Annotated in this window: 22 protein-coding genes and 1 pseudogene; 9 read left to right on the top strand and 14 right to left on the bottom strand. The window is 59.9% G+C overall.

Annotated features, from left to right (window positions below):
- Nucleotides 1-126: 126 nt before the first annotated feature.
- The 3 genes from mtnN to AS189_RS21260 all read right to left on the bottom strand — a co-directional run bounded on the left by mtnN (nt 127) and on the right by AS189_RS21260 (nt 1,821).
- The gene (gene mtnN, locus AS189_RS12535) at nt 127-951 is read right to left on the bottom strand and encodes a 5'-methylthioadenosine/S-adenosylhomocysteine nucleosidase (protein WP_237759838.1); all 825 of its coding nucleotides are present in this window, start codon (nt 949-951) and stop codon (nt 127-129) included.
- The gene (locus AS189_RS12530) at nt 948-1,415 is read right to left on the bottom strand and encodes an S-ribosylhomocysteine lyase (protein ID WP_062289455.1); all 468 of its coding nucleotides are present in this window, start codon (nt 1,413-1,415) and stop codon (nt 948-950) included. Before AS189_RS12530 ends, mtnN begins: the two co-directional genes overlap by 4 nt.
- A gap of 97 nt (nt 1,416-1,512) precedes the next feature.
- On the bottom strand, nt 1,513-1,821 hold the full coding sequence (locus AS189_RS21260) for a hypothetical protein (RefSeq protein ID WP_424581571.1): 309 nt from the start codon (nt 1,819-1,821) through the stop codon (nt 1,513-1,515).
- 302 nt (nt 1,822-2,123) lie between these two features.
- Between AS189_RS21260 and AS189_RS12520 the strand changes: the two genes are divergently transcribed.
- Both AS189_RS12520 and AS189_RS12515 read left to right on the top strand, forming a co-directional pair.
- On the top strand, nt 2,124-3,557 hold the full coding sequence (locus AS189_RS12520; protein WP_062289449.1) for a DUF222 domain-containing protein: 1,434 nt from the start codon (nt 2,124-2,126) through the stop codon (nt 3,555-3,557).
- Nucleotides 3,473-4,438, top strand: a complete 966-nt coding sequence (locus tag AS189_RS12515) for an HNH endonuclease signature motif containing protein (protein ID WP_062289446.1) — start codon at nt 3,473-3,475, stop codon at nt 4,436-4,438. The genes AS189_RS12520 and AS189_RS12515 overlap by 85 nt, the downstream gene beginning before the upstream one ends.
- Here the strand turns inward: AS189_RS12515 and AS189_RS20345 are convergent.
- Nucleotides 4,435-4,809 (bottom strand): hypothetical protein, encoded by a 375-nt coding sequence (locus AS189_RS20345; RefSeq protein WP_162491516.1) that lies wholly within the window; start codon nt 4,807-4,809, stop codon nt 4,435-4,437. The two genes, AS189_RS12515 and AS189_RS20345, sit on opposite strands and share 4 nt — an antisense overlap.
- Here AS189_RS20345 and AS189_RS12510 point away from each other — a divergent pair.
- Nucleotides 4,718-5,932, top strand: coding sequence for a calcium:proton antiporter (locus AS189_RS12510; RefSeq protein WP_062289442.1), 1,215 nt, complete (start codon nt 4,718-4,720; stop codon nt 5,930-5,932). The two genes, AS189_RS20345 and AS189_RS12510, sit on opposite strands and share 92 nt — an antisense overlap.
- A gap of 155 nt (nt 5,933-6,087) precedes the next feature.
- Nucleotides 6,088-7,545 (top strand): PLP-dependent aminotransferase family protein, encoded by a 1,458-nt coding sequence (locus AS189_RS12505; protein ID WP_062289439.1) that lies wholly within the window; start codon nt 6,088-6,090, stop codon nt 7,543-7,545.
- Between the two features lie 17 nt (nt 7,546-7,562).
- Here the strand turns inward: AS189_RS12505 and AS189_RS12500 are convergent, their stop codons facing one another.
- Together AS189_RS12500 and AS189_RS19450 are read right to left on the bottom strand one after the other, a co-directional pair.
- Complete coding sequence (locus AS189_RS12500) at nt 7,563-8,975, bottom strand: mycothione reductase (protein ID WP_062289436.1); 1,413 nt, start codon at nt 8,973-8,975, stop codon at nt 7,563-7,565.
- Nucleotides 8,962-9,546, bottom strand: a complete 585-nt coding sequence (locus AS189_RS19450; RefSeq protein ID WP_082634536.1) for a helix-turn-helix domain-containing protein — start codon at nt 9,544-9,546, stop codon at nt 8,962-8,964. Before AS189_RS19450 ends, AS189_RS12500 begins: the two co-directional genes overlap by 14 nt.
- 48 nt (nt 9,547-9,594) lie before the next feature.
- On the opposite strand from AS189_RS19450, the gene AS189_RS12490 reads away from it, so the two are divergent.
- Nucleotides 9,595-10,905 (top strand): MFS transporter, encoded by a 1,311-nt coding sequence (locus AS189_RS12490; protein ID WP_062293607.1) that lies wholly within the window; start codon nt 9,595-9,597, stop codon nt 10,903-10,905.
- Between the two features lie 91 nt (nt 10,906-10,996).
- Nucleotides 10,997-11,260 carry a hypothetical protein gene (locus AS189_RS21125; RefSeq protein ID WP_129587266.1) on the top strand — a complete coding sequence of 88 codons (264 nt, stop codon included), beginning with the start codon at nt 10,997-10,999 and terminating at the stop codon, nt 11,258-11,260.
- A 594-nt stretch (nt 11,261-11,854) separates the two neighbouring features.
- Here AS189_RS21125 and AS189_RS12475 read toward each other — a convergent pair.
- Nucleotides 11,855-12,502 (bottom strand): TetR/AcrR family transcriptional regulator, encoded by a 648-nt coding sequence (locus AS189_RS12475; protein ID WP_062289426.1) that lies wholly within the window; start codon nt 12,500-12,502, stop codon nt 11,855-11,857.
- 158 nt (nt 12,503-12,660) lie between these two features.
- Between AS189_RS12475 and AS189_RS12470 the strand changes: the two genes are divergently transcribed.
- On the top strand, nt 12,661-14,151 hold the full coding sequence (locus AS189_RS12470; protein ID WP_082634273.1) for an MFS transporter: 1,491 nt from the start codon (nt 12,661-12,663) through the stop codon (nt 14,149-14,151).
- Between the two features lie 127 nt (nt 14,152-14,278).
- Here the strand turns inward: AS189_RS12470 and AS189_RS12465 are convergent, their stop codons facing one another.
- From AS189_RS12465 to AS189_RS12435, 7 genes are all read right to left on the bottom strand, one after another.
- A complete protein-coding gene (locus AS189_RS12465) occupies nt 14,279-14,992 on the bottom strand; it encodes a TetR/AcrR family transcriptional regulator (RefSeq protein WP_237759836.1) in 714 nt (237 codons plus the stop codon).
- A gap of 235 nt (nt 14,993-15,227) precedes the next feature.
- The gene (locus AS189_RS12460; protein WP_062289421.1) at nt 15,228-16,352 is read right to left on the bottom strand and encodes a Gfo/Idh/MocA family protein; all 1,125 of its coding nucleotides are present in this window, start codon (nt 16,350-16,352) and stop codon (nt 15,228-15,230) included.
- The gene (locus tag AS189_RS12455; protein ID WP_062289418.1) at nt 16,337-17,035 is read right to left on the bottom strand and encodes a ThuA domain-containing protein; all 699 of its coding nucleotides are present in this window, start codon (nt 17,033-17,035) and stop codon (nt 16,337-16,339) included. The genes AS189_RS12460 and AS189_RS12455 overlap by 16 nt, the downstream gene beginning before the upstream one ends.
- The gene (locus AS189_RS12450; RefSeq protein ID WP_062289415.1) at nt 17,032-18,228 is read right to left on the bottom strand and encodes a Gfo/Idh/MocA family protein; all 1,197 of its coding nucleotides are present in this window, start codon (nt 18,226-18,228) and stop codon (nt 17,032-17,034) included. The genes AS189_RS12455 and AS189_RS12450 overlap by 4 nt, the downstream gene beginning before the upstream one ends.
- A 22-nt stretch (nt 18,229-18,250) precedes the next feature.
- Nucleotides 18,251-19,141, bottom strand: a complete 891-nt coding sequence (locus AS189_RS12445; protein ID WP_062289411.1) for a carbohydrate ABC transporter permease — start codon at nt 19,139-19,141, stop codon at nt 18,251-18,253.
- A gap of 2 nt (nt 19,142-19,143) precedes the next feature.
- Complete coding sequence (locus AS189_RS12440; RefSeq protein ID WP_082634272.1) at nt 19,144-20,133, bottom strand: carbohydrate ABC transporter permease; 990 nt, start codon at nt 20,131-20,133, stop codon at nt 19,144-19,146.
- Nucleotides 20,130-21,461 (bottom strand): extracellular solute-binding protein, encoded by a 1,332-nt coding sequence (locus AS189_RS12435; RefSeq protein WP_062289408.1) that lies wholly within the window; start codon nt 21,459-21,461, stop codon nt 20,130-20,132. Before AS189_RS12435 ends, AS189_RS12440 begins: the two co-directional genes overlap by 4 nt.
- A gap of 246 nt (nt 21,462-21,707) precedes the next feature.
- Here AS189_RS12435 and AS189_RS12430 point away from each other — a divergent pair, with 246 nt between their 5' ends.
- Both AS189_RS12430 and betT read left to right on the top strand, forming a co-directional pair.
- The gene (locus tag AS189_RS12430) at nt 21,708-22,733 is read left to right on the top strand and encodes a LacI family DNA-binding transcriptional regulator (protein WP_082634535.1); all 1,026 of its coding nucleotides are present in this window, start codon (nt 21,708-21,710) and stop codon (nt 22,731-22,733) included.
- 181 nt (nt 22,734-22,914) lie between these two features.
- Nucleotides 22,915-25,113, top strand: a pseudogene (gene betT / locus AS189_RS12425) (choline BCCT transporter BetT).
- The last annotated feature ends 237 nt before the right edge of the window (nt 25,114-25,350 follow it).

Raw genomic sequence — 25,350 nt, 5'->3', positions numbered from 1 at the left:
CGCCGATCCCGCCGTGGATTCCCGTGTCAGCATCGGGTGTGAGCATCCCCTCTGGTCCACCCACGGCGGGCTGCGCCACGTCAGCTTGGTGGGAGGGCTCGGTACTTCTTAGCTGCAGGGTGTTGCCTATGGGCGGGGTGAGCCCGCCGCAAACCAGGCGTCAATGACTGCCCTGACAATCTCGGCCGAGCGGTCGGCGGCATCATCCACATGCGTCACGAAGTCCGTTTCGGCAGCTGGGCCGCAGAGATCAGAGATCCCGCGGATGGCCAGGAACGGGGAGTTGTATGCGTAGGCAATCTGCGCGATGGCCGACGATTCCATGTCCGTGGACAGGGCGCCTTCAAACAAGCCCTTAATGACTACCGCGCGGCTCTGGTCAACAAACGAGTAGCTGGAGACGATGAGTCCGTGATGGACGGTCTTGACCAGTTTGGCTGTAGCTGTCCCGGCTGTGTCTGCGCTGCCCTGGGTGCTACCCATGCCAACACGGCTGACGGCTGCCAAGGCATCCGGGACCGGGTAGGACACCGGCATCCCGGGAACCTGTCCCAGCTGATACCCAAAGGCGCGGGCGTCCGCGTCGGCGTTAATGGTGTCGGTTCCGATGACAACATCACCGACCTTAACGTTCTCGCCCAGTCCACCGGCAGAGCCGGCGCTGATCACCAGAGGAGGGGACGCGCCGTCGTTCTTCTGCTGGGTCAACAGCAGCGCAGAGGTGGCCGCGCCAGATGCGTTAACCAGACCAATGCCGCCGTGCACCAGCAGGATGTTGCGGCCGTTGATGACGCTGGCGCGGTGGATGGAATTACCCACCTGTTCCGGATTGGCCACCGACTGGGCCAGCTGCAGGAACGGAGCCAGTTCCTCTTCCATGGCCACGATGACAATGACCTCGGCGGAATTGCTAGCGTTCACAGGCGAGGAGTTCACAGAGGAAGTGCTCACGCGGTGACCTGCGCCCACTCATCACGCTGTGCGAGGAAGGTCCGGGCTACGTCCTGCGCGCCGCTGAGGGAGTGATTCTCGCCCCAGCCGCACTGGATTTCGTTGGCAGCGGGGACTTCAGTAGCTTCCAAAACATCCTTGAGTGTGGCATCGATCAGCTCCATCACGGCCGGAAGATCCGGCTCGCCCGCAAGGATCAGGTAGTACCCCGTCTGGCAGCCCATGGGAGAGAAATCGATGACGGAATCCGAGTGGTTGCGTGAACATTCGGCAAAGAGGTGCTCGAGCGAGTGAACGGATTTCATATCCAGGTGGGCCACGTTGGGCTGGGTGAAGCGGACGTCGTACTTGGTCAGGACGTCACCGTGCGGCAGCGCCTTGCGGTCGGCAACCCGGACATACGGTGCAACGACGGTGCGGTGGTCAAGGTTGAACGACTCGACGTTCATGCGTGAAGTATTCATGGGGTACTTTCCTCCGTGGGTGTCGAAGCCGGGCTGCCTCGGGCCCGATTTAAGGCCACATTCATCTTAGCCGGTGGGCGTGCCCTTAGACGTGGACTCACGCCGCGCTGGGCTGTATGGGTACGGCAACGGCATCAAGGCACAGCGGGAAACGAACTCTGGCACCGGGATAGCCGCCCACGACGGGGTGATCGGCAAGGAAAAACTCGGGCAGTCCGGACTGCGGCATCTGAATGGACCCGGTCATGGTGCCTTCACTGGCTGGTTCATGATCGCGGCGCCGTTCTAGGGAGGCGCTTGCTAGCCATATCCCCATGCGGTTCGACGACGGCACAACCCTCCAGGCCTGGGTGCTGAACGAGTCCAGCGCCGCTCTCGTAAACCAGTCGCCGCGGGGAACGGGCACAGGGTGGAACACCGTGATCTCCGGAAGCGTTTGCGGGAGCGTCTCCGGATGGCCCTCGGTATGCCCCGTGGTGGCCGCAGAACCGTTGTTGTCCTGTGATGGACGACGGCGGTTCTTGCGTTAATCCCTTCTCCGCTGGCTGTGCTTTGTGCGTGGGCTGGGGACGGGGCGAGGTGCGATGGTTTGGACGTTCTCTAAAACACCGATCAACACCTTCTCTAAAGCACTTTCACACCACACTTATTAGAAGTTACTTTCTAGTAAGTATTGCGGTTGTATATCGGTGGGTTTAGGCTTGTTGTATGAGTATTCGGGAGGTGTTCCCCGGGGACCGGGATGGTGAAGCCGCACAGGATGCGGCGTCGCTGCTGGCTGGGATTACTCTTCCTTCTATTGAACCTTTTGGGTCTGACAATGCTGAGCTGGTGGGGTTGCCGGCACTGGCCTTGTACCCGCTCCCGGAACCGGGGTCGGAACTGGGGCTGGTTGTGGAGTCACCGTCGGTGCTGTCTGTTGCTGAGGGGGTTCGTGATGCTGGGGTTGCGGCGTTGGCGGAGTTGAAGCGTCTTGAGGATGCTGTGGCGGGGTGTAAGGCACGGTTGGTGGCCAGGGTTGTCGGGGCGGCTGCGGTTGAGGCATCTGTGCGGGCTTTAGATGGGTTTCAGCGTGGGGTTGCCTCGGCGGGGTTGGCTACAGAGGTCGCGTTCGCGTTGGGGATTCCTGAGCCGAGCGCGGCGTCGTTGCTGGAGCACAGTGTGGTGTTGCTGAGTGAACGTCCCGCGGTGTTGGATGCTCTGGAAGCGGGAGAGCTTTCCTGGCGGCATGCGGTGAGTATTAATGATGAGATCGCGACTTTAGGGTCTATGGGTAGTGCCACGGCCGCCGATGTGGCGGTGTTGGAAGCGCGGTTGTTGTTTCTCGCGCCGGGGACCACAGCGTTTTCGTTTCTGGGTAAGGCTCGTCGCGCGCGGGAGAAGATGTTTCCGGAGAGTATCCCGGTCCGGGTCAAGGAAGCGTTCGCGAAGCGGAAGTTGGTGTGTTCGCTGGGTGCTGATGGGATGGCGTGGTTGGGGTTGCACATGCCGGCGGTGAGTGCCTCCGGGATTTATACGCGGTGTACTCGATTGGCGCGGGCGATTAAAGCTGATGGGGTCCGTGCTCAAGCTGCCGCTGATGCTGCTGGGACGGGTCAGGATTGTCGTGAGCATAGGACACTGGCGCAGTTACGGGCCGATGTTGCCGCGATCCTGCTACTGGGCCAAAACCTTCCGGAATCTGCCACACAGTTACTCAACGACGCCGAAGCTACCCTGCCCACCAACAACCCGGCCAACCCAGAAACCAACCCCGGAACCAGTACGGGGTCTGGTACGGGGTCTGGCACGAGCGCCGGAACCGGCCGGAGTAGCGGCGCAGATCAGCAAACAGGCGCTAGTTCTCGTCCCACTGGTGGCAATGGTACTGGGATTGATACCACTACTGGTGCCGACAAGGATGCAGGTGCTGGGTCCGGGTCTGGTGTTGATGGTGGTGGTGTTGGTGGCAGTGCTCTTGACCTGGACGACGTTCCTGTCTGGGCCACAAGACCAACTCCTACCAGCAGTACCTCACCCAGTGGTGCTTCACCCGGTGGTGTTGCGGCTGGGGAGTCGTGTCTAGCGGGGCTGGTGGTGAGGGGACACCACTGCCCACCACCAGCCCTGCCGCCCCCGCAACCGATCCCACCGCAGGAATAGTTTCCGCGGATGCTGCCACCGCCCTCTATTTCACCAGCGATGCTGATCCTGCTGATCCTGTGGATTCAGATGGTCGAAACCTTATTGACCCGGCTGACCTTATTGACCAGGGTGATGCTGTTGATGTGGTCGGGTTGGTGGGGGATGGTTCTGGGTTGGTGGGTGATGTGGTGGATGGGTTGGTCGAGGATCCGCAGGCGGATTATGAGCGGCAGTTAGTGGAGTTGGCGGCTCATGGTGTGTTGGTTGATCCGCCGCTGCCGGATGCGTTGGTGTTGGTCAAGGTCCCGTTCTTGGGGTTGTTGGGGATCACGGATGAACCAGCAGAGTTGGTGGGGCCTCAGAGTGGTCCTGTTCCGGAGGACGTGGCGAGGAAGTTGTTGAAGAATTGTTCTTCGTTCTTGCGGGTCTTGACTGATCCGATCACGGGGGAGGCGTTGCCGTTGGAGCCGCAACGCTATATTTTGCGGGCGGCGGAACGAGCGGTCTTGCAGGGCCTTGCTGGGTGTTGTTATGTACCGAATTGTCCTCATCCGGTGTTGGATACGGAATTGGATCATTTACGGGCTTTTGAATTTGGTGGGGCCTCGGTGATGGCGAATCTCCGTCCGGCGTGTAAACGCCATCACCTGATGAAGCACTTCAAGGATGATAAGAACCGGCATGGCCGCCGGCGGTGTATCGATGAGCCTGAACGGCACGGGATCAATCTCCGTGGCTGGACACCGCAAGCTACCCCGGATGGGCGGATCGGTTGGATTACCCCTGGTGGCAGGTACCGGCCACCACTGAATACCGAACCCGAGCGGCCTGAGTACCCCAAATGGCTCAAAAACCTCATCAACAAAACCACCAAGACCACCAAAAAATCAGCAAGCTAAACCACCCAGACCAAACCACCCAAATCGATCGCCGGATTGTCACCCACGCCATTCGTTGTCACGCGTCTTAGGGGATTGGCCGCCGCTTCCCGCCTGTCGTATGCTGAGAAAAGAACGCCGCCGTAGCCATGAGCAGATGCATTCAGCCCATGCATGCAAGCAGCACCAATCCTCGGTGAACAACTTTTTAGGCTGGCTGGCGGCTGGGTAGGATCACGAACGGGACGGCCCGTTTGCTCGCTTGATTCGGGGACGACCTCGTAGAACAGGTTCAAACCCATGATTGCACCAGCCATACGCTCAATTTTCACCCCTATCGCGATCGCCCGCATTGTTGTCGGCTGGGTAGCTGTCGCAGCCCTGAGGTTCATGGGCCCCCTCCTAACTCCGCCGGTTCCCACGCCAGCGCTTGTCACCGCGCTGCTTGCAATCGTCGCGGTCATCCTTGTTTGTGCTTTCGGGGTGGTTCACGAAGCCGAGCATCTCGCCCGTCGCCTCGGCGACCCCTATGGTTCACTTGTCCTGACACTCTCGATTGTGCTGATCGAAGTGGTCCTGATCTCCGCGGTCATGCTGGGCCCAGGCGAGCACGCCACCATAGCGCGCGACTCCGTCATGGCCGTTTCCATGATCATCCTCAACGCTGTCATCGGCCTCTCGCTACTGATCGGAGGGTTCAGACACGGCAGCCTGCAACACAACCGAACGGGCACCTCCGCCTATCTCGGCATGATCATCGTGCTCACCTCGATGGCTTTTGCACTCCCGGCCTTGATTGGTCATGACGGATCGTATGGAACTGGCCAGCAAATCCCCGTTATCGTGCTCGCCCTCGGTCTGTATGCCTTCTTCCTTGTCCGTCAGATGGGCGTTCAGGCCAGCGACTTCACTGAAATCGATCCCCGCCTGTTTACCCCCAAGCTCGGCGCCACATCACGAACCAAAACCAAGATCGACGGCGCCCCCTCCATCAGTGCTGCCTCCCCATCGGGTGCGGTTTCCACACCAGCGATGCCCATCGCGGACATCCTTGCCAAGCACCGCACCGAGATTATTCTGCGCATGGTTTTGTTGGTTGTCACGGTGCTGCCCATCGTGCTGCTCTCCCACGATATGGCCACCCTTTTGGACGACGGGCTTGGCCGCGCAGGTGCCCCCGTTGCCCTTTCGGGGCTCTTGATCGCCATGATCGTTTTCCTCCCGGAATCCATCACCTCGGTGCGCGCAGCACTGGGTGGCGAAGCACAGCGAGTCAACAACCTTTGCCACGGCGCCCTCGTCTCCACTGTGGGTTTAACCATCCCGGCGGTGCTCATAATCGGGATGATGACGGGCCAAGATGTGGTCCTCGCGGAGTCGCCAGCCAACCTGCTGCTACTCGGTATCACACTCCTGCTCTCGGTCAACACCTTTGCCGCCAAGAAGGTAACGGCCATGCACGGAGCAACTCACCTGGCGGTATTCGCCATCTACGGACTCGTCATCTTCTCCTGACCGTGGCCCAGGGCGTGAACCAGAGCGTGGACGTGGACCTCGCCCTGCATCAGGCCCTGAGTTTCGACGGCGGCCACCCGGCAGAAACGCTGTCGAAGGAAACGGTGAGTAACACTGTATTGGAATTCTGACAGTAACGTTATTGACTGATTCTTATGTCTATCAATAACAGGGCCGCCGATATCTCTGAGCTGCTGAAGCAGCAAGCGGCCTTGATGCGCGTGGGGGACAAGCTGCCCTCCGTCAGGGCGCTATCCAAGACCCATGGCGCTAGTCCCGTGACCATCACTGAGGCGATCAGCACACTCTCAAGACTAGGGGTTGTGCGTGCAGAGCCAGGCCGTGGCACCTTTGTTGCCGGCCGGGGGCAGAGCGAGAATTCATCCCACCCGGACTACCTCTCGCCAGGTCAGGATAACCAGGAGCAGAAGTTCGTAGCTGGCCGAAGCCTGCCAGCCGAGCCCGATTACGCCTGGCAATCCTCCACTTTGGGCCGGTCCCGTGTTGACGCGGGCCGTGCGGGGCGGCTGGATTCACACAGTACAGCCGGCCATGTGCAGTTGTCGTGGGGTTATCTGGCACCGGAACTGCAGCCCTTCGATGAGTTGCGCACCTTGGGGGTCCGCTGCGCTAGAAGCCATCGGGCCTGGACGATGGCCCCGCCCATGGGGCTTCCGGACCTGCGCCGGGTTTTTGCCGGCCAGCTCAGTGCGGAACCGGAGGACATGCTGATCATGCCGGGTGGGCAGCAGTCGTTGGTATTTGCCATGCGCACCTTGGCCGATCCCGGGTCTACGCTCATCACCGAGAGCCCCAGTTATCCCGGAGCAGCCATTGCGGCACAGTCCGCCGGGTTGAATCTGGCAGCGGTGCAGGCCGATGCAAACGGAATCATTCCGGAGAAACTGGCCGAGGCTTTGGAACGCACGCATGCCAAGCTCATCTACCTTCAACCCTGTTACGCCAACCCCACAGGTGCCATCCTCAGCCCCGAACGTCGGGTGGAAGTCTTGGCTTTGGCGAAGCGTTACGGTGCTTTCATCATTGAGGACGATTGGGCACGGAACCTCTCCCTCGACGGAAACGCCCCTCCGCCGCTATTTACTCAGGATCCGGATGGACACGTGGTCTCCATTGCCACACTGACCAAGCCGGCCGCACCAGGGCTGCGCGTCGGTGCCATTGCCGCGAGAGGTCCTGCCGGGGAACGGCTGCGCACGGCGCGGATTGCCGACGACATGTGCGTTCCTCCTCTCACACAGGAAATTGCGCTGGGCCTACTGACGTCCTCCGCTTGGCCACGCCACGTCACGCGCTTGCGGGCCGGATTGCTGGAGCGCCGTGATGCCATGGTGGAGGCGGTACACACATCCATGACCGGCGCAAAGGTGCCCAACGTCCCCACCGGCGGCATTCACTTGTGGGTCAAACTTCCAGAAGGCGCCAATTCCACAACATTGACCACGGCGGCCCACCAAGCAGGAGTGCTCATCGGAGACGGCAAGCAGTACTACGTGGACGAGCCCCCGGCCTCATTCGTCCGTTTGTCCTTTAGCGCCGCTTCGATCCCGCAAATTCGTGCCGGTGTCCAACGGGTGGCAGCTCTGCTTTAAGCGGCGGTCAGAAGTAGCTAAGCCTCAGCCTCCGGTAGGCCAAGCAGCGCGTTCTCCACCAGCTCGGACAATGCGGGGTGGATCCAGTACTGGTTCTTCGCCACGTCATGAGCGGTTTGACCAAAATGCATGGCCTGAATCAGCGGCTGGATGACGGTGGCCGCCTCCGGCCCAATCGCGTGCGCTCCCAGCAGCAAGCCAGTGGCAGGGTCAGCGAGCACCTTCAGGAAATGGCCGCTGTCTTCCCGCGCCCAACCAGCGGCAATGTCGCCATAGTTTTGCACTTTCACCGCATACGGAATTCCGCTCTTGATGGCGTGCGCCTCGGTGATGCCGACAGAGGCAATCTGAGGATCGCTGAATACCGCGGCGGGCACAAACCGGTGATCCGAGCTGATGAGCGCCTCGGGGTGTGCCAAGTTGTGTTTGACCACCTTGGCCTCGTGGTTCGCTACGTGCTTGAGCTGGAACTTGGAGGAGATGTCGCCCAGCGCGTAAATGCCTTCGACGCCGGTGCGCTGATGCTCATCAACCTCCACCCGGCCATGACCGTCCAGTCCCACCCCGGTTTCTTCCACGGCCAAGTTAGCACCGTTGGGTTTGCGCCCCGTGGCCACCAGCAAGACCTCGGCCTGCAGCGCATGCATGCCGGTTGGCCCCTCCACTTGAAGTTCGACGCCGTGAGCCGTGTCCGCCACGCCCCTCACCTTGGTCTCGAGCAGGACTGTGTAGCGCGCCGCGGCCTCTTTGGTGAATTGGTGCGAGACATCATCATCTTGAGACTTGAGCAGCCGTTTTCCTCGCGCGATTTGGGTGACCTGCACGCCAAAGGAGGAAAACACATGGGCGAATTCCGCAGCGATATAGCCGCCGCCCAGAATGATGATGCTGGCAGGCAACTTTTCCAGCCGCATGATCGAATCTGAGGTGTGGAAAGCGGCTTGGCCCTGATTCTCGCCAACAGCGAGGCCGGGAATGTCCGGGATAACAGCATGAGAGCCCGCAGCCAGAACAAATCTGTCGGCAGTCACCTGGGCGGTGCCGCCGTCGTGCAGGTCAATATGCAGGCTCTTGTGCCCAGTAAAGCGGCCACGCCCGGCAAAGACGGTGATGTTGGGGCACTCGGGTCCTTCGCGGTACTGCCGACCGCCGGCTTCGATGGCGTCGATCCGTCCGAAGATTCTGTCTCGAATACCCGGCCAGTCCACGGAATTCAACTGGGCATCAATGCCCAACGACTTGCCGTGCCGCGCGGCGTCGGCCAACTCTGCTGGATGGACAAACATTTTGGTGGGGATGCAGCCAACGTTCAGGCACGTGCCGCCGAAGTGGCCGTCCTCCACGATAGCGATATTCCAATGGTCAAACTCCGGGCCAGGGATGGAGTTTCCCGAGCCGGTCCCGATGATGACGAGGTCAAAGTGGGGCATGTGGATGGCATCCGTTCTGTGAGGAATGAAGCACGAGGGAATTTAGTATGGCAGGTTCCGTATTGTTGCCGGCGCACAAAGGTCCGCCGCCGCAGTGATGCGTTGGCGGACCAAGAGCCAGCCTATCCTCAGATTGCAACCAGCCTAGATCCAGGCGGGGGCTGTGGGTGTTCGTGATAGTGCCGCGGCCTGCTGCCCAGCCGGGGATTTTCGATAGGTTGCCGGTGACGGCTACGGCCCGGGCGTTGGAAAGGTTGCCGTGGTGGACGGCAAGGAGTTCCGTGTGGGGGCGGGCCAGGTCGCGCAGCTTGAGGCTCCAACCCAGTCTGGCGGGCCCCACTCCGATCGCCACGCTAGGGACGTAGTTTTTGAACTCGTCTTTAACCACAAAGCCGCGGTAGACCAGCATGGCCAGCAGGTGGTGTGCTGTGGAAGGGGCAAATCCCAGTTCGGCCGCAGCATCCTTGAGCCGCAATTTCCCGCCCTCTCGCAGCAACTGCAGGAGCCGTAATGCGTTGTCGGCCGCTTCAATGGGACATTGGGATCTATTACGTAGATCAAAATTCTGCATAGCAGAATCACGTTGCAATTTGGCTGTGAAGTGGGCCACCATCGTGAGATGGATTACACAAATTCTTCAGCCGGTAGGCGCCCCAAGTCCGCCACTGCCGGCCAAGACGGCTCCACAGCCCCCAAGATCTCCCGGCCAGCCCTCATGGCCGTGCTGGTCTGTTGGTTGCTAGTGGTGTTTGACGGCTATGACTTGATTGTCTACGGTACCGTTCAGTCCTCACTGATTAACGACACCGGCTGGGGACTGACCAAGGCAACGGCGGGAACGGTCGGTTCGCTGGCCTTTGCCGGCATGATGATCGGCGCCATCTTCGCCGGCCGTCTAGCCGATAAACTGGGCCGCCGCACCACCATCCTTGGTTGTTCCATTGCCTTCTCGCTTTTTAGCGTCCTGTGCGCCTTCGCTCCCAACGCATATATCTTTGGAGCCTTGCGTCTGCTGGCCGGAATTGGTTTGGGTGGACTGGTTCCCTCAGCCAATGCGTTGGTAGCGGAGCTGGTTCCCGTCAAGTGGCGCTCAGCCATTGCCACGTTGATGATGTCTGGTGTTCCCATCGGCGGAACCATTGCCGCACTGGTTGGCATTCCGCTGATCCCGGTCTTTGGATGGCCTGTTATGTTCATGGTTGCCGGGCTGGCCCTAGTAGTTGTTGTTCCGCTGGGCTTCAAATTCCTACCCAAGACTCCCGCACCGACCTCTTCCACGGAGCGCGGTGGATTCGGCGCATTGCTCAAGGCTCCGTACCTGGGTGCCAGCATCTTCTTTGCATTGGCTACGCTTGCAACTCTCTTTGCCTGGTACGGTCTGGGCACGTGGCTTCCCAACCTGATGCAGATGGCTGGCTATAACCTCGGCTCGGCACTGACCTTTGCCGTGGCCCTGAACTTGGGCGCCGTGGCGGGCTCGGTCATAACCGCCTGGGCGGGCGGCAGGTTTGGTCCGGTTCCCACCGGAGTGGTGGCTGCCGCAGTGGCTGCCGCAGCCTTGGCGGTCATCGTCACAGGTCCGCCTGTGGGAATTGTGTACGCCATGCTCGTGTTGGCAGGTGTCGGCACCCACGGCACCCAGTGCCTGATCATCGCCGCCGTTGCTACTCGATACCCCAGCCATCTGCGCGGCACGGCACTTGGTTGGGCGCTCGGCGTCGGCCGCATTGGTGCCGTGGCTGCTCCCCAGGTTGGTGGCGTACTGCTGGCCGCAGGGATGGGCGTCAACTCGAACTTCATGGCCTTCGCCGGCGCCGCAGCCGTCGCCGCCATCCTTCTCTGGGTCATCTCGGTGCGCATCAAAAGTACCCCGGAATCCACCCCCACTTCCTCCATCTCCACCTCTACCGTAGGAATCACCAATATTTAATGCACCTTGGTGTACAAGGTGCACCAAGGTCCCGTCAAGCAACGGCACGGGAACCACCCCAACGCAGGATGTCCTGGTGGTTGGTGGCGGCATGGCTGGTCTGGCCGGTCTGGCAGGCGAACTTGCACTGCGGGAAAATGGTGCATCAGTAACCCTTGTCGAAAACGCTCACGAATTCGGTGAAGTGGGAGCGGGGCTGAAGATGGCCCAACGCCTCCCGCGTCACGAAACGCTGGGCGTTGCTGAACAGGCACTCTATATCGGCGTCCAGCCCAACCACTTGGTCTTCCGTGACGCTATCACCGGCGAGGAATGGACCCGCCAGATACTCGGCGCCGAATTTGAAGAGGGCTAGTCGCCCCATACGTGCTGATCCACCGCAGCGACCTGCGCCGGATCCTCCTAGACGCCTGCCGCGACTCTTGCGTGAACCTGCAAAATGGCGTTTTTGTCCAGAAGGCAGAGGCCGACGGCGTCAAGGTCCGGGCGTTTGCCGCCAATGGCGACGTGTACGGGGCGACGCTGTGCTCGCTGCAGACGGCTTGAAGCCAACGGTCCGGAAGACCGTCTCCGCGGACACTCCCGTGCCGTTGTCGTATGTGGCCTATCGGGCTATGTGCCCATCACGGACGCCACCCCGAAAGCCGACTCGGAAGACGTTGTTGTCTACCTTGGCCCGAACTGCCACTTGGTCCAGCATCTCCCACGAAAACTGACTTCTGACAGTCGATCACGTAGGCCACGGACCCTGCCGTGTGGCCTGGGATGTGATGAACGAAGTCGGTAACATTCCAGCCTGGGGACAAGGTCTCCCCGCACCTCACCAGCAGCGTGGGTTCCATTTCCCCGTAGATGACCTGGTTCGTGGTCTTGTCCTGCTCAGCCACGCATTGAGGTGCCGCTGCTGCCGCCAGTGTGAGGCCAGCTGTTCCAGGGCTTAGCACTTAAGCTAGTTTGGCCGGATACCCTCAAGGAGCAACTGGAGGGCTCGCTGGGCTGACACAGGCCAACCCGATGCCTTGACGGGAGCTGCCACGTGCGCCATGGCTGACATCAGGAGAATGTCCGTGGGCTCAAAATCGTCTCGGACAACATGCCGTTCCTTGGCCCGTGCCACCAGTGATTCAAGCTGATGCGTTATCCGGTGTTGGAGAGCGTCTAGAACCTCGTGAAGCTCTTGGTGGGAGGAACCTCGTGCCCAGCCGACTCCGCCGACATAGCCGCCGAGAATCAATTCACGCATGCCGTGATCGCTCAGAAATTGTTCTGTGGACTTGGTCAAAAAGTAGACCAGCCCCTCCCAAGGGTCCTCATAGCCATTGGCGTTAATCGACAATTGCTCGCCGTAGGCAAGGTGTTCTCGGTAAACGTCCAGAATTAAAAGGTCCTTGTCACGGTAGCGCCGGTACAGGGTTGCCACCCCCATCCCTGCTGCCTTGGCGATATCGGCCAGAGGCACGCTAAGACCCTTGCTGGAAAAGAGTTCGTGGGCTGCATCGATGAGCGCTCGATCACGCTCGCTAAGGACGACGGCGTCATGGTCGCCAGTGTTCTGGTCGTCGGGGGAGTGGTTTTTAAGCGAAGGAGTCAGTGGCATGCTGGTGGAGCTTTCGATGGCAGGAGAAAATCAATCGATATCAGATCAAGTCTAGCGTGAGACGATGATCACCGGAATAGCTGTTCCGTGTGTTGTATGCTGGAGGAATAGCTATTCCGACGGGATGGCTTCGATTTTCTCAACGAGGCAAAAGGTACATGAGCACTGCAACGCAACCACGACAGGTCACTCCGACGCCACCCTCCATGCCTGGCTCCAAATGGTTCGGCCTTCGCTGGTGGTCCATGCTGGCCATCGGCATGTCCCAGCTCATGGTGGTGTTGGATGCAACCATCATGAATGTGGCACTGCCCAGCGCCCAGATTGAACTCGCTTTCTCTGACACGCTCCGTCCGTGGGTCATCACGGCCTACGCACTCGCCTTCGGCGGATTACTCCTGCTGGGAGGCCGAATTGCTGACCTGATGGGTCGCAAGCAGATCTTCCTCATTGGCTTGGTGGGCTTCGCTGCCGCCTCGGCACTGGGTGGCGCTGCCCCGACCGTCGCGATCCTGCTGGCCGCGCGGGTACTGCAAGGTATCTTCGCAGCTTTGTTGGCCCCGGCAGCTCTTTCCTTGTTGACCACCACCTTCACCGATCCCGCAGAACGGGGCAAGGCTTTTGGTATTTTCGGCGCCCTAGCCGGTGCCGGTGGCGCTGTTGGCCTGCTGCTCGGTGGCGTGCTGACGGAAACACTCTCTTGGCGCTGGACCCTCTACGTCAACATTGGATTTGCTGCTATTGCTTTTGTTGTTGGCTTGATTGCCATCGCCCCCACTGTGCGTGAGCGCGGCGTCACACTGGATGTTCCCGGCGCCATTTTTGCCTCCTTGGGTTTCTTCGCCCTCGTCTTCGGGTTTACCAATGCGGAAGAGCACGGCTTTGCACACGCGCGCACCTGGGGCTTGCTCGCCGTCGGCCTGGTTCTTCTCTTTGCCTTTGTCATGATCCAACGCAAGGGAAAGTCCCCGCTGCTGCCGCTGCACATTGTGCTGGACCGGGATCGCGGCGCCTCCATGATCGCGATCTTCGTAGCTGGCGCCGTGGTCTTTGGCGTGAACTTGTATCTGGTGTACTACCTGCAGATCGTGCTCGGTTTCACCCCGTTGCAAACTGGCCTGGCCGTGCTGCCGTTGTGCTTGGGTATTATGATCGCTGCCGTGGTTTCTACCTCGGTACTCATGCCCAAGCTGGGCGCAAAGGTGCTGGTTCCGGCCGGCATGCTCGCCTCCGCCCTTGGTTCGGTTCTCCTGATGAATGCCAAGGCTGACAGCAGCTACGCTCTGCATGTAGCGGTGCCGATGTTCATCATTGCTCTTGGTCTCGGCGCCATCCTCTCCTCGGCGTTGAGCGTAGGTACCTTGGGTGTTGACAGCCATCATGCCGGTGCCGCCTCCGCTGCCGTGAACGCATCGCAGCAGCTTGGCGGAGCCATCGGCTTGGCTGTGCTGAACACCTTGGTTGCCGGAGCCACCATCACGGCCATCGACGGCGGCAAAGGTCAACTGGAATCCCTCGTCAGCGGTTACTCGGGTGCGTACTTCGCCTGCGCCGTGTTACTGGTGGTTGGTGCCATCGTGACGGCCCTGATGTACCGACGCCGTGCCGACGCTGCCGTTCCCACGGGTGTTGCAGTCGTGCACATGTAGTCCTCGCTCGGGCGCCCAGCCACTACTCGATTAAAGAAGTCCGCCGTGCCAACCACAATCTGTGGTGGATAAGGCGGACTTCTTGTTTAACTCGTACTGACGCTAATGACTCGAACTCAGGCCGCAGCTAGGCCATGTCAGTGGACCCGAACCCCACCAGGAGGCGGGGGAGTACCTGCCAGACTCCTTGCTGCAGGGTAGCGAGCGCATCGGCGCTGCCTGTATGAATGTCCAGCAAGCACTGCTGGAACATGCCATCAAAGAGTGCGTAGACAGTGCGCCGTGGCAAAGCTATTTCGGTGTTATGGAAGGCTGCATAGCAACTGACAACGGTCCAGATCATGGTCTCCAGGCTGATGTCTACCTCGGTAACATCTGCCTGGAAGTCGTCGGCAAACATGCTCTGATTACGCAGGTCGTACCAAAGCCTGTGCATGGGGGCGTCGTCACGAGCCGAGGCGGACAAGGCTGCAGCAAAAGCCAAACGCACTTGCTCAGCAGAGGTGGCGTTGGATGTTACTGCGTCATAATGCCCCACACAGGCGAGCTTGTATTCGCGCACACAGTAGGTGATGAGCTCTACCTTGTCGCGGAAGTAATAGTGGAAGACACCGTGAGAAAATCCGGACTTCTGGGCAATCTCCCGCAAGCTGGTGCGGGCGTAACCGAACTCTGACAAGGTGGCCAATGCAGCGGCGGCCAGCTCGGCGCGGCGCACCTCAAACTTTTCCGCCTGCCTACTCTCAAGCCGCCGACTGTCTTGGCTCATGGCACCAGCGCCAGAAGCCTCAGTTGCAACATCCGGTCCGGTAGCTTCCCCGACAACATTCCGATGGGTCATAATTGCCTCTTTTCTACGGCCACTATAGACCGAAAGGCTTGGATTAATCAGTGAATAGCGATTGAGGAGTGCCCCGCGCACCAACCCCATGGCAGCGATCGCCACTGTACTGGCTGAGGCGGGCACCGGTTGGGTATTAAGCCAAGATGAGTCCGCCCCGCACATTGTCAGTGCGCAGGGGCGGACTCTTGTGAGTTGGTGTTCAGTGACTTCTGCTCATCCCGAACCGTAGTCCCTAAGCTGAGCCGGCCAGGATCTCGGCGCCGGCCAAGCGGATCAGCGGAACCGCAGCGGGGCGCTCACAGGTACTGGCAATGGCAACCAACTGGCCGGTATGAGCTGATTTCAGCACCGATTCCATGACTTCCAGCGCGTGGTAGGCCAGAGCCCCGCCAGCGCGGGGTTCCGCTCCGGGAGCAGTGGAGGCCAGATCGTGCAGGCCAATGCCGCGTGAGCCATCCACATAGCCTGCAGAAACGGGCAGCGTTTCCCACTCGCTATCGCCAAGGCGGCGCAGCTGTACCTCGCCGTCGAACCTATTGGGGTCCGGAACAATCAGCGAGCCGGTTTCGCCGTGGATCTCAATATTGGCAGCCTGTGTTGCCACGGCATCGAAGCTCATGATCACGGTCGAGAGGGCACCGGATTCGTGAATGAGTACGCCACTGACATGGGTGTCAGTTGACACGGGGATGACCTCACCGGCGCGGGGACCGGAACCGATGGTGCGCTCATCCCGGGTGTGGCTGGCCGCGCCAATCACGGACTTCACCGGCCCCAACAACGTCACCAAGGATGAGACGTAATACGGGCCCATGTCGAGCAGCGGACCGCCACCGGGGACATAGTAAAAGTCCGGGTTGGGGTGCCAGCGCTCATGCCCGGGGCACATCATGGTGGCTGTTGCCGAAATGGGCCTGCCAATGAGACCATCGTCGATGGCGCGGCGTGCAGTCTGAGTGCCCGTTCCCAAAACGGTGTCCGGTGCGCAGCCAACCGTGACGCCGGCAGCGGCGGCGGCAGCCAAAACGGTGGCCGCCTCCTCGGCCGTGGCAGCCAGCGGCTTTTCGCCGTAGACGTGCTTGCCAGCCGCTATGGCCGCCAGCGCAACTTGCGCATGCGCGGCAGGGATGGTGAGGTTCAAGACCAACTGGACCTCGTCGTCGTCCATTAATTCCGCCACCGAGAGCGCGCGCACGCCGGGCAAATCTGCGGCCACGGCCTGCGCTCGCGCCACATCCAGATCCGCAACGGCAACCAGCCGCAGGGTGTCAAGAGACGGCAGTGTGCTCAAGTACTGGGCGATGATGTTTCCACAGCCCACAATGCCGATGGTGAGAATATTTAGCGGCTGGCCCACAACATGCCTCTTTCAATGATGGTTTTGACGTTGGGATCTTCAAGAATTTCTACACGGTGGCCAGGGGTGGAGACGAAGATTCGGCCCTTGCCCCACTGGCGTGTCCAAATTGCGGGGGAGGTGACCTCACGATTCCAGGCGTCCCACGGACGGACTTTCTGGGTGGTGGTGGCCAGGACATCGATGTAATCATCGGCCAGGACCCAGTACTGTTCGGTCACCAGATCGAAGTCGCCAATGCCCTCTGTGATGGGGTGGTTGGCGGCCGCCGGCGCCATGGTGACGGTGTAGGGAACGTAATTATCAGACTGTTCGCCCGTGGCCTCATCGGGATGATTTCCTGGGTGGCAGGCGAACTGGCCGCCAATCATGTGCAGGTAATCGGAGTTGTTGCGGTACGAATCGGCGATCCCGCCGTGCCAGCCGGCCAAGCCAGTGCCGTTTTCAACAGCGGCGCGCAGGCCCGCAAATTCCTCCTTTTCTATGGTGGTCATGGTGTTGCACTGCACGATCAAATCCACCCCGGCCATGTAGTCGGCATCGGCGTAGACGGCAGGGCTTTCTTCGACGCGGACGCTGTAGCCGTTCTCGCGCAGGTAAGGGATGAATAGTTCGGTGGCTTCAACGGGTTGGTGTCCGTCCCAGCCGCCACGCACAACGAGTGCGTTTTTTTTCTCTGTCATGAGTTTTCCTCTGTGGGGGTGAAGATACTGTTGTTCGTGGCGCTGTCTTCCACCGCGGCCAGGACGCGTTGCACGCCCAATGCCTCAGAGAACGACGGCGTGGGTTGGGTTTTGTTGCCCAGCGCCGTGACCAGGTCCACCACTTGATGCGTGAAGCCGTGCTCGTAGCCCAGGCCATGCCCGGTGGGCCACCAGTTGCCGACGTAGGGATGCTCGGGTTCGGTGACCATGATGCGGTGGAATCCGCGGGAGCCGGCTTCATCGCGCTGATCGTAGAACTGCAAGAAGTTCATATCCTCGAAGTCGAACGCCAAGGAACCCAGTGAGCCATTGACTTCCAGGCGCATGGCGTTTTTCCTGCCTAGAGCGGCACGGGTCGCCTCGAACACGCCGATGGGGCCGCCGTCGAACCTTGCGGAAAAGATGACAGCGTCATCAACGGTGACAGGCCCCATTTCGGTACTGGCGTCCACGGTGGTGTTCCCACCGAGTCCCACGAACTCGCCGCCAATGGGGCGTTGGGTGGTGAAAGTTTCCATGATGGCGGAGACGCCGGTGATGCGTTGGCCGGTGACGAATTGGGCCGCGTCAATGCTGTGTGCGCCGATGTCGCCGAGCGCACCCGAGCCGGATTTCGTCTTGTCCATGCGCCAGGTCAGGGGTGCGTTTTCATCCGAGAGCCAGTCCTGGAGGTATTGGGCGCGGACGTGGCGGATGGTCCCGACTTTCCCGTCGGCGATCATGCGTTTCATGAGCGCCAAGGCTGGAGTGCGGCGGTACGAATACCCGCACATGGCAAACACGCCGTTGCGGGCCGCCTCCGCCGCGACCTCGGTCATTTCCTGGGCCTCGGCCACACTGTTGGCGAGCGGCTTTTCGCACAGCACGTGCTTGCCGGCCTGCAGTGCTGCGATGGCGATTTCAGCGTGGGTGTCTCCGGGGGTGCAGATATCGATCAGGTCAATATCGTCACGTTCAATCAGTGCCCGCCAATCGGTTTCCGTGGAAGCCCAGCCCATCTGTGCGGCGGCATGTTCGACGGCGGATTGCTTACGTCCGGCGATTGCCGTTAGCTCCGGGATGAGGGGTAAGTCGAAGAAGCGGTGCGCGTTGCGCCACGCATGGGAGTGGGCTGCTCCCATGAAGGCGTAGCCCGCCATCCCCACACGCAAGGCAGGTTTCTGCGGTGTCATATGAATAGTGTCCTTTCGAGAGCTACTTGCTGAAACCGGCGGTCAGGCCGCTGAGCAGTTGGCGCCGGCCAATGATGTACAGCACCAGGATGGGCAGCGTGGTCAGGACAACGGAGGCCAGAACAGCGGGAATATTGACCGAATACTGGCCCTGGAACGTCCAGAGAGCCAAGGGGAGAACACGCAGCTCCGGGCTTTGCGTCAAGATCAGTGGCAGCAGGAAGCCGTTCCAGACGCCCAGACCGTTGTAGATGGAAACAGTGACAATGGCCGGCTTGGTCAGGGGTAGGGCCAGGCGCCACATGGTCTGCCATTCACTGCATCCATCCAGGCGCATGGATTCAAACAATTCATTAGGAACGTCCCTGATGAAGTTGGAAAGAATCAATACGGTGAGGGGGATGGCAAACGCGATCGATGGCAGCACCAGAGCCAACAGTGAATCGTAAAGATTCATCTTGATGATCAGCAGGTAGACCGGGATGATGGTGGCCTGCAGCGGGATGGCTAATCCCATCAGGAACAGTCCGTTGACCCCTTTGAGGAACCGGCTCTGGCCGCGCACAATGGCGAAGGCCGCCATGAAGGAGAACCCGACAGCTGGTACGGTGGCCCCCAATGTGACGATGACGCTGTTCAGGAAGTAGCGGCCAAAATCATTGGCAATCACCATCTTGTAGTTATCTAGCGTTGGTTCCGAGGGTATGGCCAGGGGGTTTTGGCTAAAGTAACCGGCCTGAGACTTGAAGGAGGTCACCACAATGTAATAGACGGGGATGATGATGATGGCGAGCCAGATCCAACCAGCTGCACCCCCAGGCAGGTTCAACTTTCTTAGGCGGTCGCCAACACCCTGAGCTGAGTTGATGTTCCGTTTGCTGGGTGTTGCCTGTGTGGGCAAAGTAGTTGCCATGGTTACATGCCTTCCAATTGGCTGCCGTTTTTGTCTTTGCCGCCAAGTCGTTGCAGCCACAAGGCGATACCGAGCCCCAAGACCACCAAGATCACGGCCGTGACGCTGGCCTGACCCATCTGGTTGGCTTTGAAGCCTGTCAGGTACATATCGAGGGCAAGGTTGCGGGTGGCATTGCCAGGCCCTCCGCCGGTCAGCACAAAGATCATGTCAAAGTAGGTCACCGCACCCACCACCATCAAGGTTGAGGAGGTGATGATGGTGTATTTCAGCTGCGGCACCGTGATGTAGAAGAACTGCTTGACGCGTCCCGCCCCATCAATGGACGCCGCCTCATAGAGCGATTTGGGGATCTGGCGCACACCACCCTGGTAGATCAGGGTATGGAAGGGGATGAACTGCCAGGAGACCACAAAGATCACGACGCCGAGAGCCAACTGGGGCTGACCCAGCCAGTCCTGCGCCAAGATCGGCATGTGCAACCCGGCAGCCAGGCCAAAGTTGGGATCCAGCAGAGTCTTATAGGCGATGGCGATCGCCGCAGAGGACAGCAACAGTGGCAGGAAGTACAGTACGGCCAATAAGGCCCGGTACTTCTGTGACCCTGCCGTGAAAGTACCCAGCAGCAAGCTGATGGGAGTCTGGATGACCCAAGTTAGGACCATGATGAGGAACGTCAGGCCCAATGCCTTGTACATGGAGGGGTCACTAAAGGAACGCAACCAGTTTTCCACGCCGTTGAAATTGATGGCACCAATGCCATCCCAGTCGGTAAAGCTCAGTACCAGCACACCAACCAACGGGACGATGGCGAAGACTAAAAACAGAACCAGGGCCGGCACCACTAGCCAATTCAAGGCGCCAGTAGCGGTGGAGTGTGACTTCTGGCTATCAGCCTGCGCACCAGCACCATCTACTTTGCCCCCGCCAGAGCGCCGGCCTTTCCGTTGCGTTCCTGAGCCTCGCTCAGTGATGGTCACGGATGCGCTCATTTGCCAATCGTCGCATTCATGTTGCTGGCGAATTTCTCCGGCGTAATTGACTTGGTGAACAGCTGGTCAATGTTGTTCAACAGCGCTTCGGCGGCTGTCGGGGTCAATGCCTGATCCCAGGATTGCTGGAAGTTGGGGGCATCCTTGGCAGAGTTGTAGACGTACGTCAGGAAGTCCTTATCTGCCGTAGCAGCCAGCTGGTCTTCAATGCCAACAACAATGGGCACGGCCCCGGATTCGATCCAGGCGCTGACTTCCGCCGGGCTCAGGAGTCCTTCGGCAAAGTACTTCTTGGCAGTGTCTACTTCCTCCGCGGTTGCCTTGGATGAGATGGACATGTACTGGCCGGGGTTGCCCACCCCGTTCTTAGCATCGCCCTTTCCGCCAGCCACCGTGGGGAAATCAACCCAACCCAAGTTTCCGCCGGGAACAAAGTCGCCGCCGTCGGCCTTCATGCCTCCATAGGTCCACGCACCATGGAGCATCATGGCAGCCTTGCCGGTGTAGAGCAGGGCCTGATCTGCGTTGGAATCTGCGGTGATGGAGTTGAAGCCCTTGATGAAACCGTTAGCAGAGACCAGCTCCTGGATCTTGGTCAGAGCCTCAAGAGCGGCCGGGTTGGACCAAGCATTTTCCTTCCCAGCGAAGACGTCATTGAAGACCTCCGGGCCACCTACCCTGTCAAACATTAACTCCAACCACATCATCGACGTCCAGCGGGACTGGCCGGCGAGCGAGATGGGAGCAATGCCAAGATCGTTGAACGTCTTGGTCAGAGCCATCAGATCGTCCCAGGTCTTGGGCGGCTGAGCGCCCGCCTTGTCAAAGAGTGTCTTGTTGAAGAAGAGGATGATGGGCGCAACGGTTTCATTGGGCAAGGCGTAGATTTTGCCATCAATCGTTGCCGCGCCGAAGGCTGACGGGAACAGTTTGTCCTTGACTTTGGGGTTCTCCTCGAGCCAGGACGTCAAGTCGAGCACCTGTTCGGCTTGTGCGTACGTCTTCAATCCGCCGCCGCCCCATCCGTAGATCATGGTGGGAGCTTCACCGGCGCCGATGGCGGTCTTGATCTTGGTTTTGAAGGCATCGTTCTGGAACAGCGTGAGCTTGACCTGGGTGTCCGCGTTGGCCTTGTTGAAGGTGTCGATGGAGTTCTTGCGGATGGTCTCACCGGGCGGTCCTGTCAGCGACCACATGCTTGCACTTCCAGCGGCCCCCTTATCGCCGCCGGGGCCGGAGGTTCCGCAGGCGCTCAGACCCCAAACGGCCAAGGGTGCAAGGCCGGCCAGGGTGAGGAAGGAGCGGCGGGAGGATGTTTTGTGTTCCATTTCTTATCTCCATTGATAGATAGTGAGCGCGTGGCTTCGGTAGATGTTGATTGCGTGTGGGACATTCATTCGAATCGAAATATTTCGCAACTAATTCTGTTCCTGAAAAGAACATAGCCGTGATGCCCATCACACGTCAAGCACTATTTGTCACCGTTTGACTCTCGCCACGGAAATGTTGGACACTTCGACTGTTGAAACATTTCGAAAGAAGCTGGTGATGTTGTGAAACACGTGAATTCAAAGGTGAAGCCAGTTCTAGCGACAGTCGCCGCGTTGGCGGGCGTCTCGGCCCCAACGGTTTCCAAGGTGATCAATGGGCGCGATGATGTTGCCGACGCCACGCGTATTCGGGTTCAAGCAGCGCTGACCGAGCTTGGCTATGAATCACCCATGCAGCGTCGGGCTAGGTCCACAGGCCCTGCCATGGTGGATCTTGTCATTGACGGGCTTAACACCCCGTACTCCATGGAGTTAGTGACTGGCATCTTGGACTGTGCTGCAATTGAAGACGTAGACGTTGTGGTGGGTAACGTGACGCCGGCGAAGCTGCACCGCGCAAATCATGAGGAGTGGGCCCAACGCATGGTGGAGTCCGGGCGGAAGGGCCTGATTATGGTCACCTCAGAAATGACCGCTGCGTTGCTGGATTCATTCCAGCAGCGCAACATTCCGGTGGTGGTGATCGATCCACTCAATCCCCCGCGCCAGGGATACAGCAGTGTGGGCGCCACAAACTGGGCGGGCGGAAAAGAGGCCACCGAACACTTAATTTCCCTAGGACACACCAGGATTGCCTACCTGGGTGGTCCCAACGCTGCTGAATGTAGCGTTGCCCGGCTCCATGGGTACCTTGCGGCATTGATGGGTCACGGGATTTCCTCCCGGCCGGAATACATTCTGGCCGGGGAGTTCAATCAGGCCTTCGGTGTTGTGGGCACCCGTCAACTCTTGGCTCTGGAGGAACCTCCGACGGCGATATTCGCAGGTTCCGATTCCGTCGCTCTTGGCGTTCTGGAGCAAGCGCGGCACCATGGCCTTCGGGTCCCCGAGGACTTGAGTTTGGTGGGCTTTGATGGAACTCCACTGACGGAACAGACCCTGCCGCGGTTGACCTCCGTGGCGCAGCCGCTTCAGGAGATGGGCCGAGCCGCCTTGCGGGCCGTGCTGCGTTTGGCCAAGGGTGAGGCTCTGGATTCAGCACACATGGAACTCGCTACAGAGTTGGTCATCAGGGATTCCACCGCACCGCCGCGCGTCACGAGTGACTAGCATGGGAGCCTGAGCCCTCAACTGCAGCGCGCCGATCTGGGTGGGGTGTCGCTGGGCCGCTCGCCTGTGGAACCACAAGCCATACAGCGTTGTCCTACAAGGAAGCCTTCTGGATGCGTTGGAGGAATTCGTGAACAGTAGCGACGATGAGCGAGAAGGTGGGCATGACGCACCGCCGAGCATGGTGCAACGGAGCCTGTTTGGCGTTGGGGCTCGTGATAAGAACGATGTGACGGAGGGCAAGCGGCCGCCCCTGACCAGCAATGAGTTGTTGGCCAAGGGTCCGGCCGAGCTCGCCATCCAACCCGGTCCGCGCGTCAACTGGTGGGTCCTCTGCATCTCCGCGGCCATCGTGTTGGCCTTTTCGGTGTGGGCCATGGTCATGCCGGTGACGGCCAAAGCCATCATGCACACCGTCGTGAACTGGATCGCCACAAACCTTGGTTGGTATTACGTTGTGACCATTACACTCGTCGTGGTGTTTGTGCTGTGGGTGGCCCTGTCCAAGGAAGGCAGCGTCCGGCTGGGCCCGGACCACTCGCGACCGAAATACAATCTCTTTACGTGAGTTGCCATGCTCTTCGCCGCCGGTGTGGGCATCGACATGCTCTTTTACTCGGTCACCGGACCCATCACACAATATGTTTCACCACCAACAGGCGCTCCGGAGTCAGCAGAAGCAGCGCGTGATGCGGTCGTTTGGACCATGTTCCACTACGGCATCGCCGGGTGGTCGGTCTACGCGCTCCTGGGTATGGCCATGGGCTACTTCTCGTACCGGTGGGGCATGCCACTATCCATCCGGGCGGCCTTGTACCCCCTCCTAGGAAAGCGGGTGCGTGGGGCCACCGGAAACGTCATCGACATCATCACACTTGTCGGCACCGTGTTTGGCGTGGCCACCTCCATGGGCATTGGCGTGGTCCTGCTCAATGTCGGCTTCGCCTGGCTCTTCGGACTACAGGAGGGTCTGGCCCTGCAAATCTCACTCGTGGTGGTCGCCGTGATCATGACTGTTGCTGCTTGCACCTCTGGGGTGGATAAGAGAATTCGGATCATTTCCGAACTCAACTTGTGGTCTGCCGGGGCCATGATGCTCTACATTCTGGTGACAGGCCACACCTCTTTTCTACTCAACGCATTCGTGGAGAACATTGGCCGATTCATCGCCACCTTCCCGGAACGCACACTTCAAACCCTCGCCTATGAACCAGACGGTTCGAACTGGATGGCCGGGTGGACACTGTTCTTTTGGGCGTTTTGGCTGGCGTGGGGCCCCTTCGTCGTGTTGTTTCTGGCACGCATCTCACGCGGTCGAACCTTGCGAGAGTTTGTCATCGCGGCCATCACTGCACCCGTCTTGTGCGATTTCTTCATTGTCTCCATCTTTGGAAACAGCGCCCTGCGTGAAGTGCTCGACGGGAACACTGAGTTTGCGAAACTTGCCATCGACAGTCCCGAACATGGCTGGTACGCACTCTTGGAAATGTTCCCCGGCGCCCCTTTCCTGATTGGCCTGGCGACCTTGTCAGGACTCTTGTTCTACCTGACGAGCGCCAACTCCGGCGCCATGGTGATGTCCAATTTCTCCTCCAGCATTCCCGATCCGAGCGTAGATGGTGCCAAGTGGCTGCGCATCTTTTGGGCGCTACTCACCGCGGTTCTGACGGTGTCCATGCTGGTCGCTGGGGGCGTGGCAACCATGGAGTATGCAACTTTGATCTTTGCCCTGCCGGTCACCATCATCGCCTACTTCGTCATGGCTTCCTTCTCTAAGGGGCTGCGCATGGAACGGGCCGAGCGGGAAGGTCACGTGATGCGCAGGCGTTCGACGGCGGCCACCGGCGGCCAGGTGCCGGAAAAGACGTGGCGTCAGCGACTGGCCCACCTGCGGTCTTATCCTTCAACAAAGTCTGTGGCCCAGTTCGTCGAGAAGGTCATCAACCCGGCGCTGACCGCCGTCGCCGAGGAGTTCAAGCAACTTCGCTACGACGTTGAACTGACCCATAGCCCTAACGCGGCTACCGGCATCACCGACCACACGCTGATCGTCAAGATGGCCAGTTACCGCAACTTCCAGTATCGCGTTGCCGCCGTCGAGGCACCCGTGCCGGTATTTGGCGGCCGCAGTGTGCAACGGGAAATAGACGTCTACTACCGGCTGGAGGTGTTCACTCAAACTGGTTCCGAGGGCTATGACCTGATGGGCCTGTCACCTGAACAGGTCATCAATGACGTCCTGGACAGATACGAGGCTCACCTGTCGTTCCTGCAATATTCCACGGACCGCGCCTATCCGACGGTGATCACGCCTCCAGCAGCCGGGACTGTGCCACACCACCGCCGCGAGCACGACGACGGCCCGGTCACCGAGAGCTAGTTCCCGACAAAAGCAGCAACCCCATTCCAACGCAGCACCACTTTCCGGCGTGTTTTGGCGAACGCTGCAGCAATCAACTCTCGAATCCAGGGGAATTTGAGGACGCCCCTAGTGGTCAGCCGACGCTAGAGCGGTTCCTTTGCCAGCGCCTTGACCTCGTCAGGAGTAACACGTCCGAGGCGGCCATCGAGGGTCACTCTCAGCCGGGCCGAGACGACCTGGACGCGGCGCTCTTGG

It is taken from the genome of Arthrobacter alpinus (genome assembly GCF_001445575.1).
Taxonomy (GTDB): Bacteria; Actinomycetota; Actinomycetes; order Actinomycetales; family Micrococcaceae; genus Specibacter; species Specibacter alpinus_C.
Note: the sequence above shows the minus strand (reverse complement) of the source record. Positions and strands in the feature narration are given on the sequence as shown.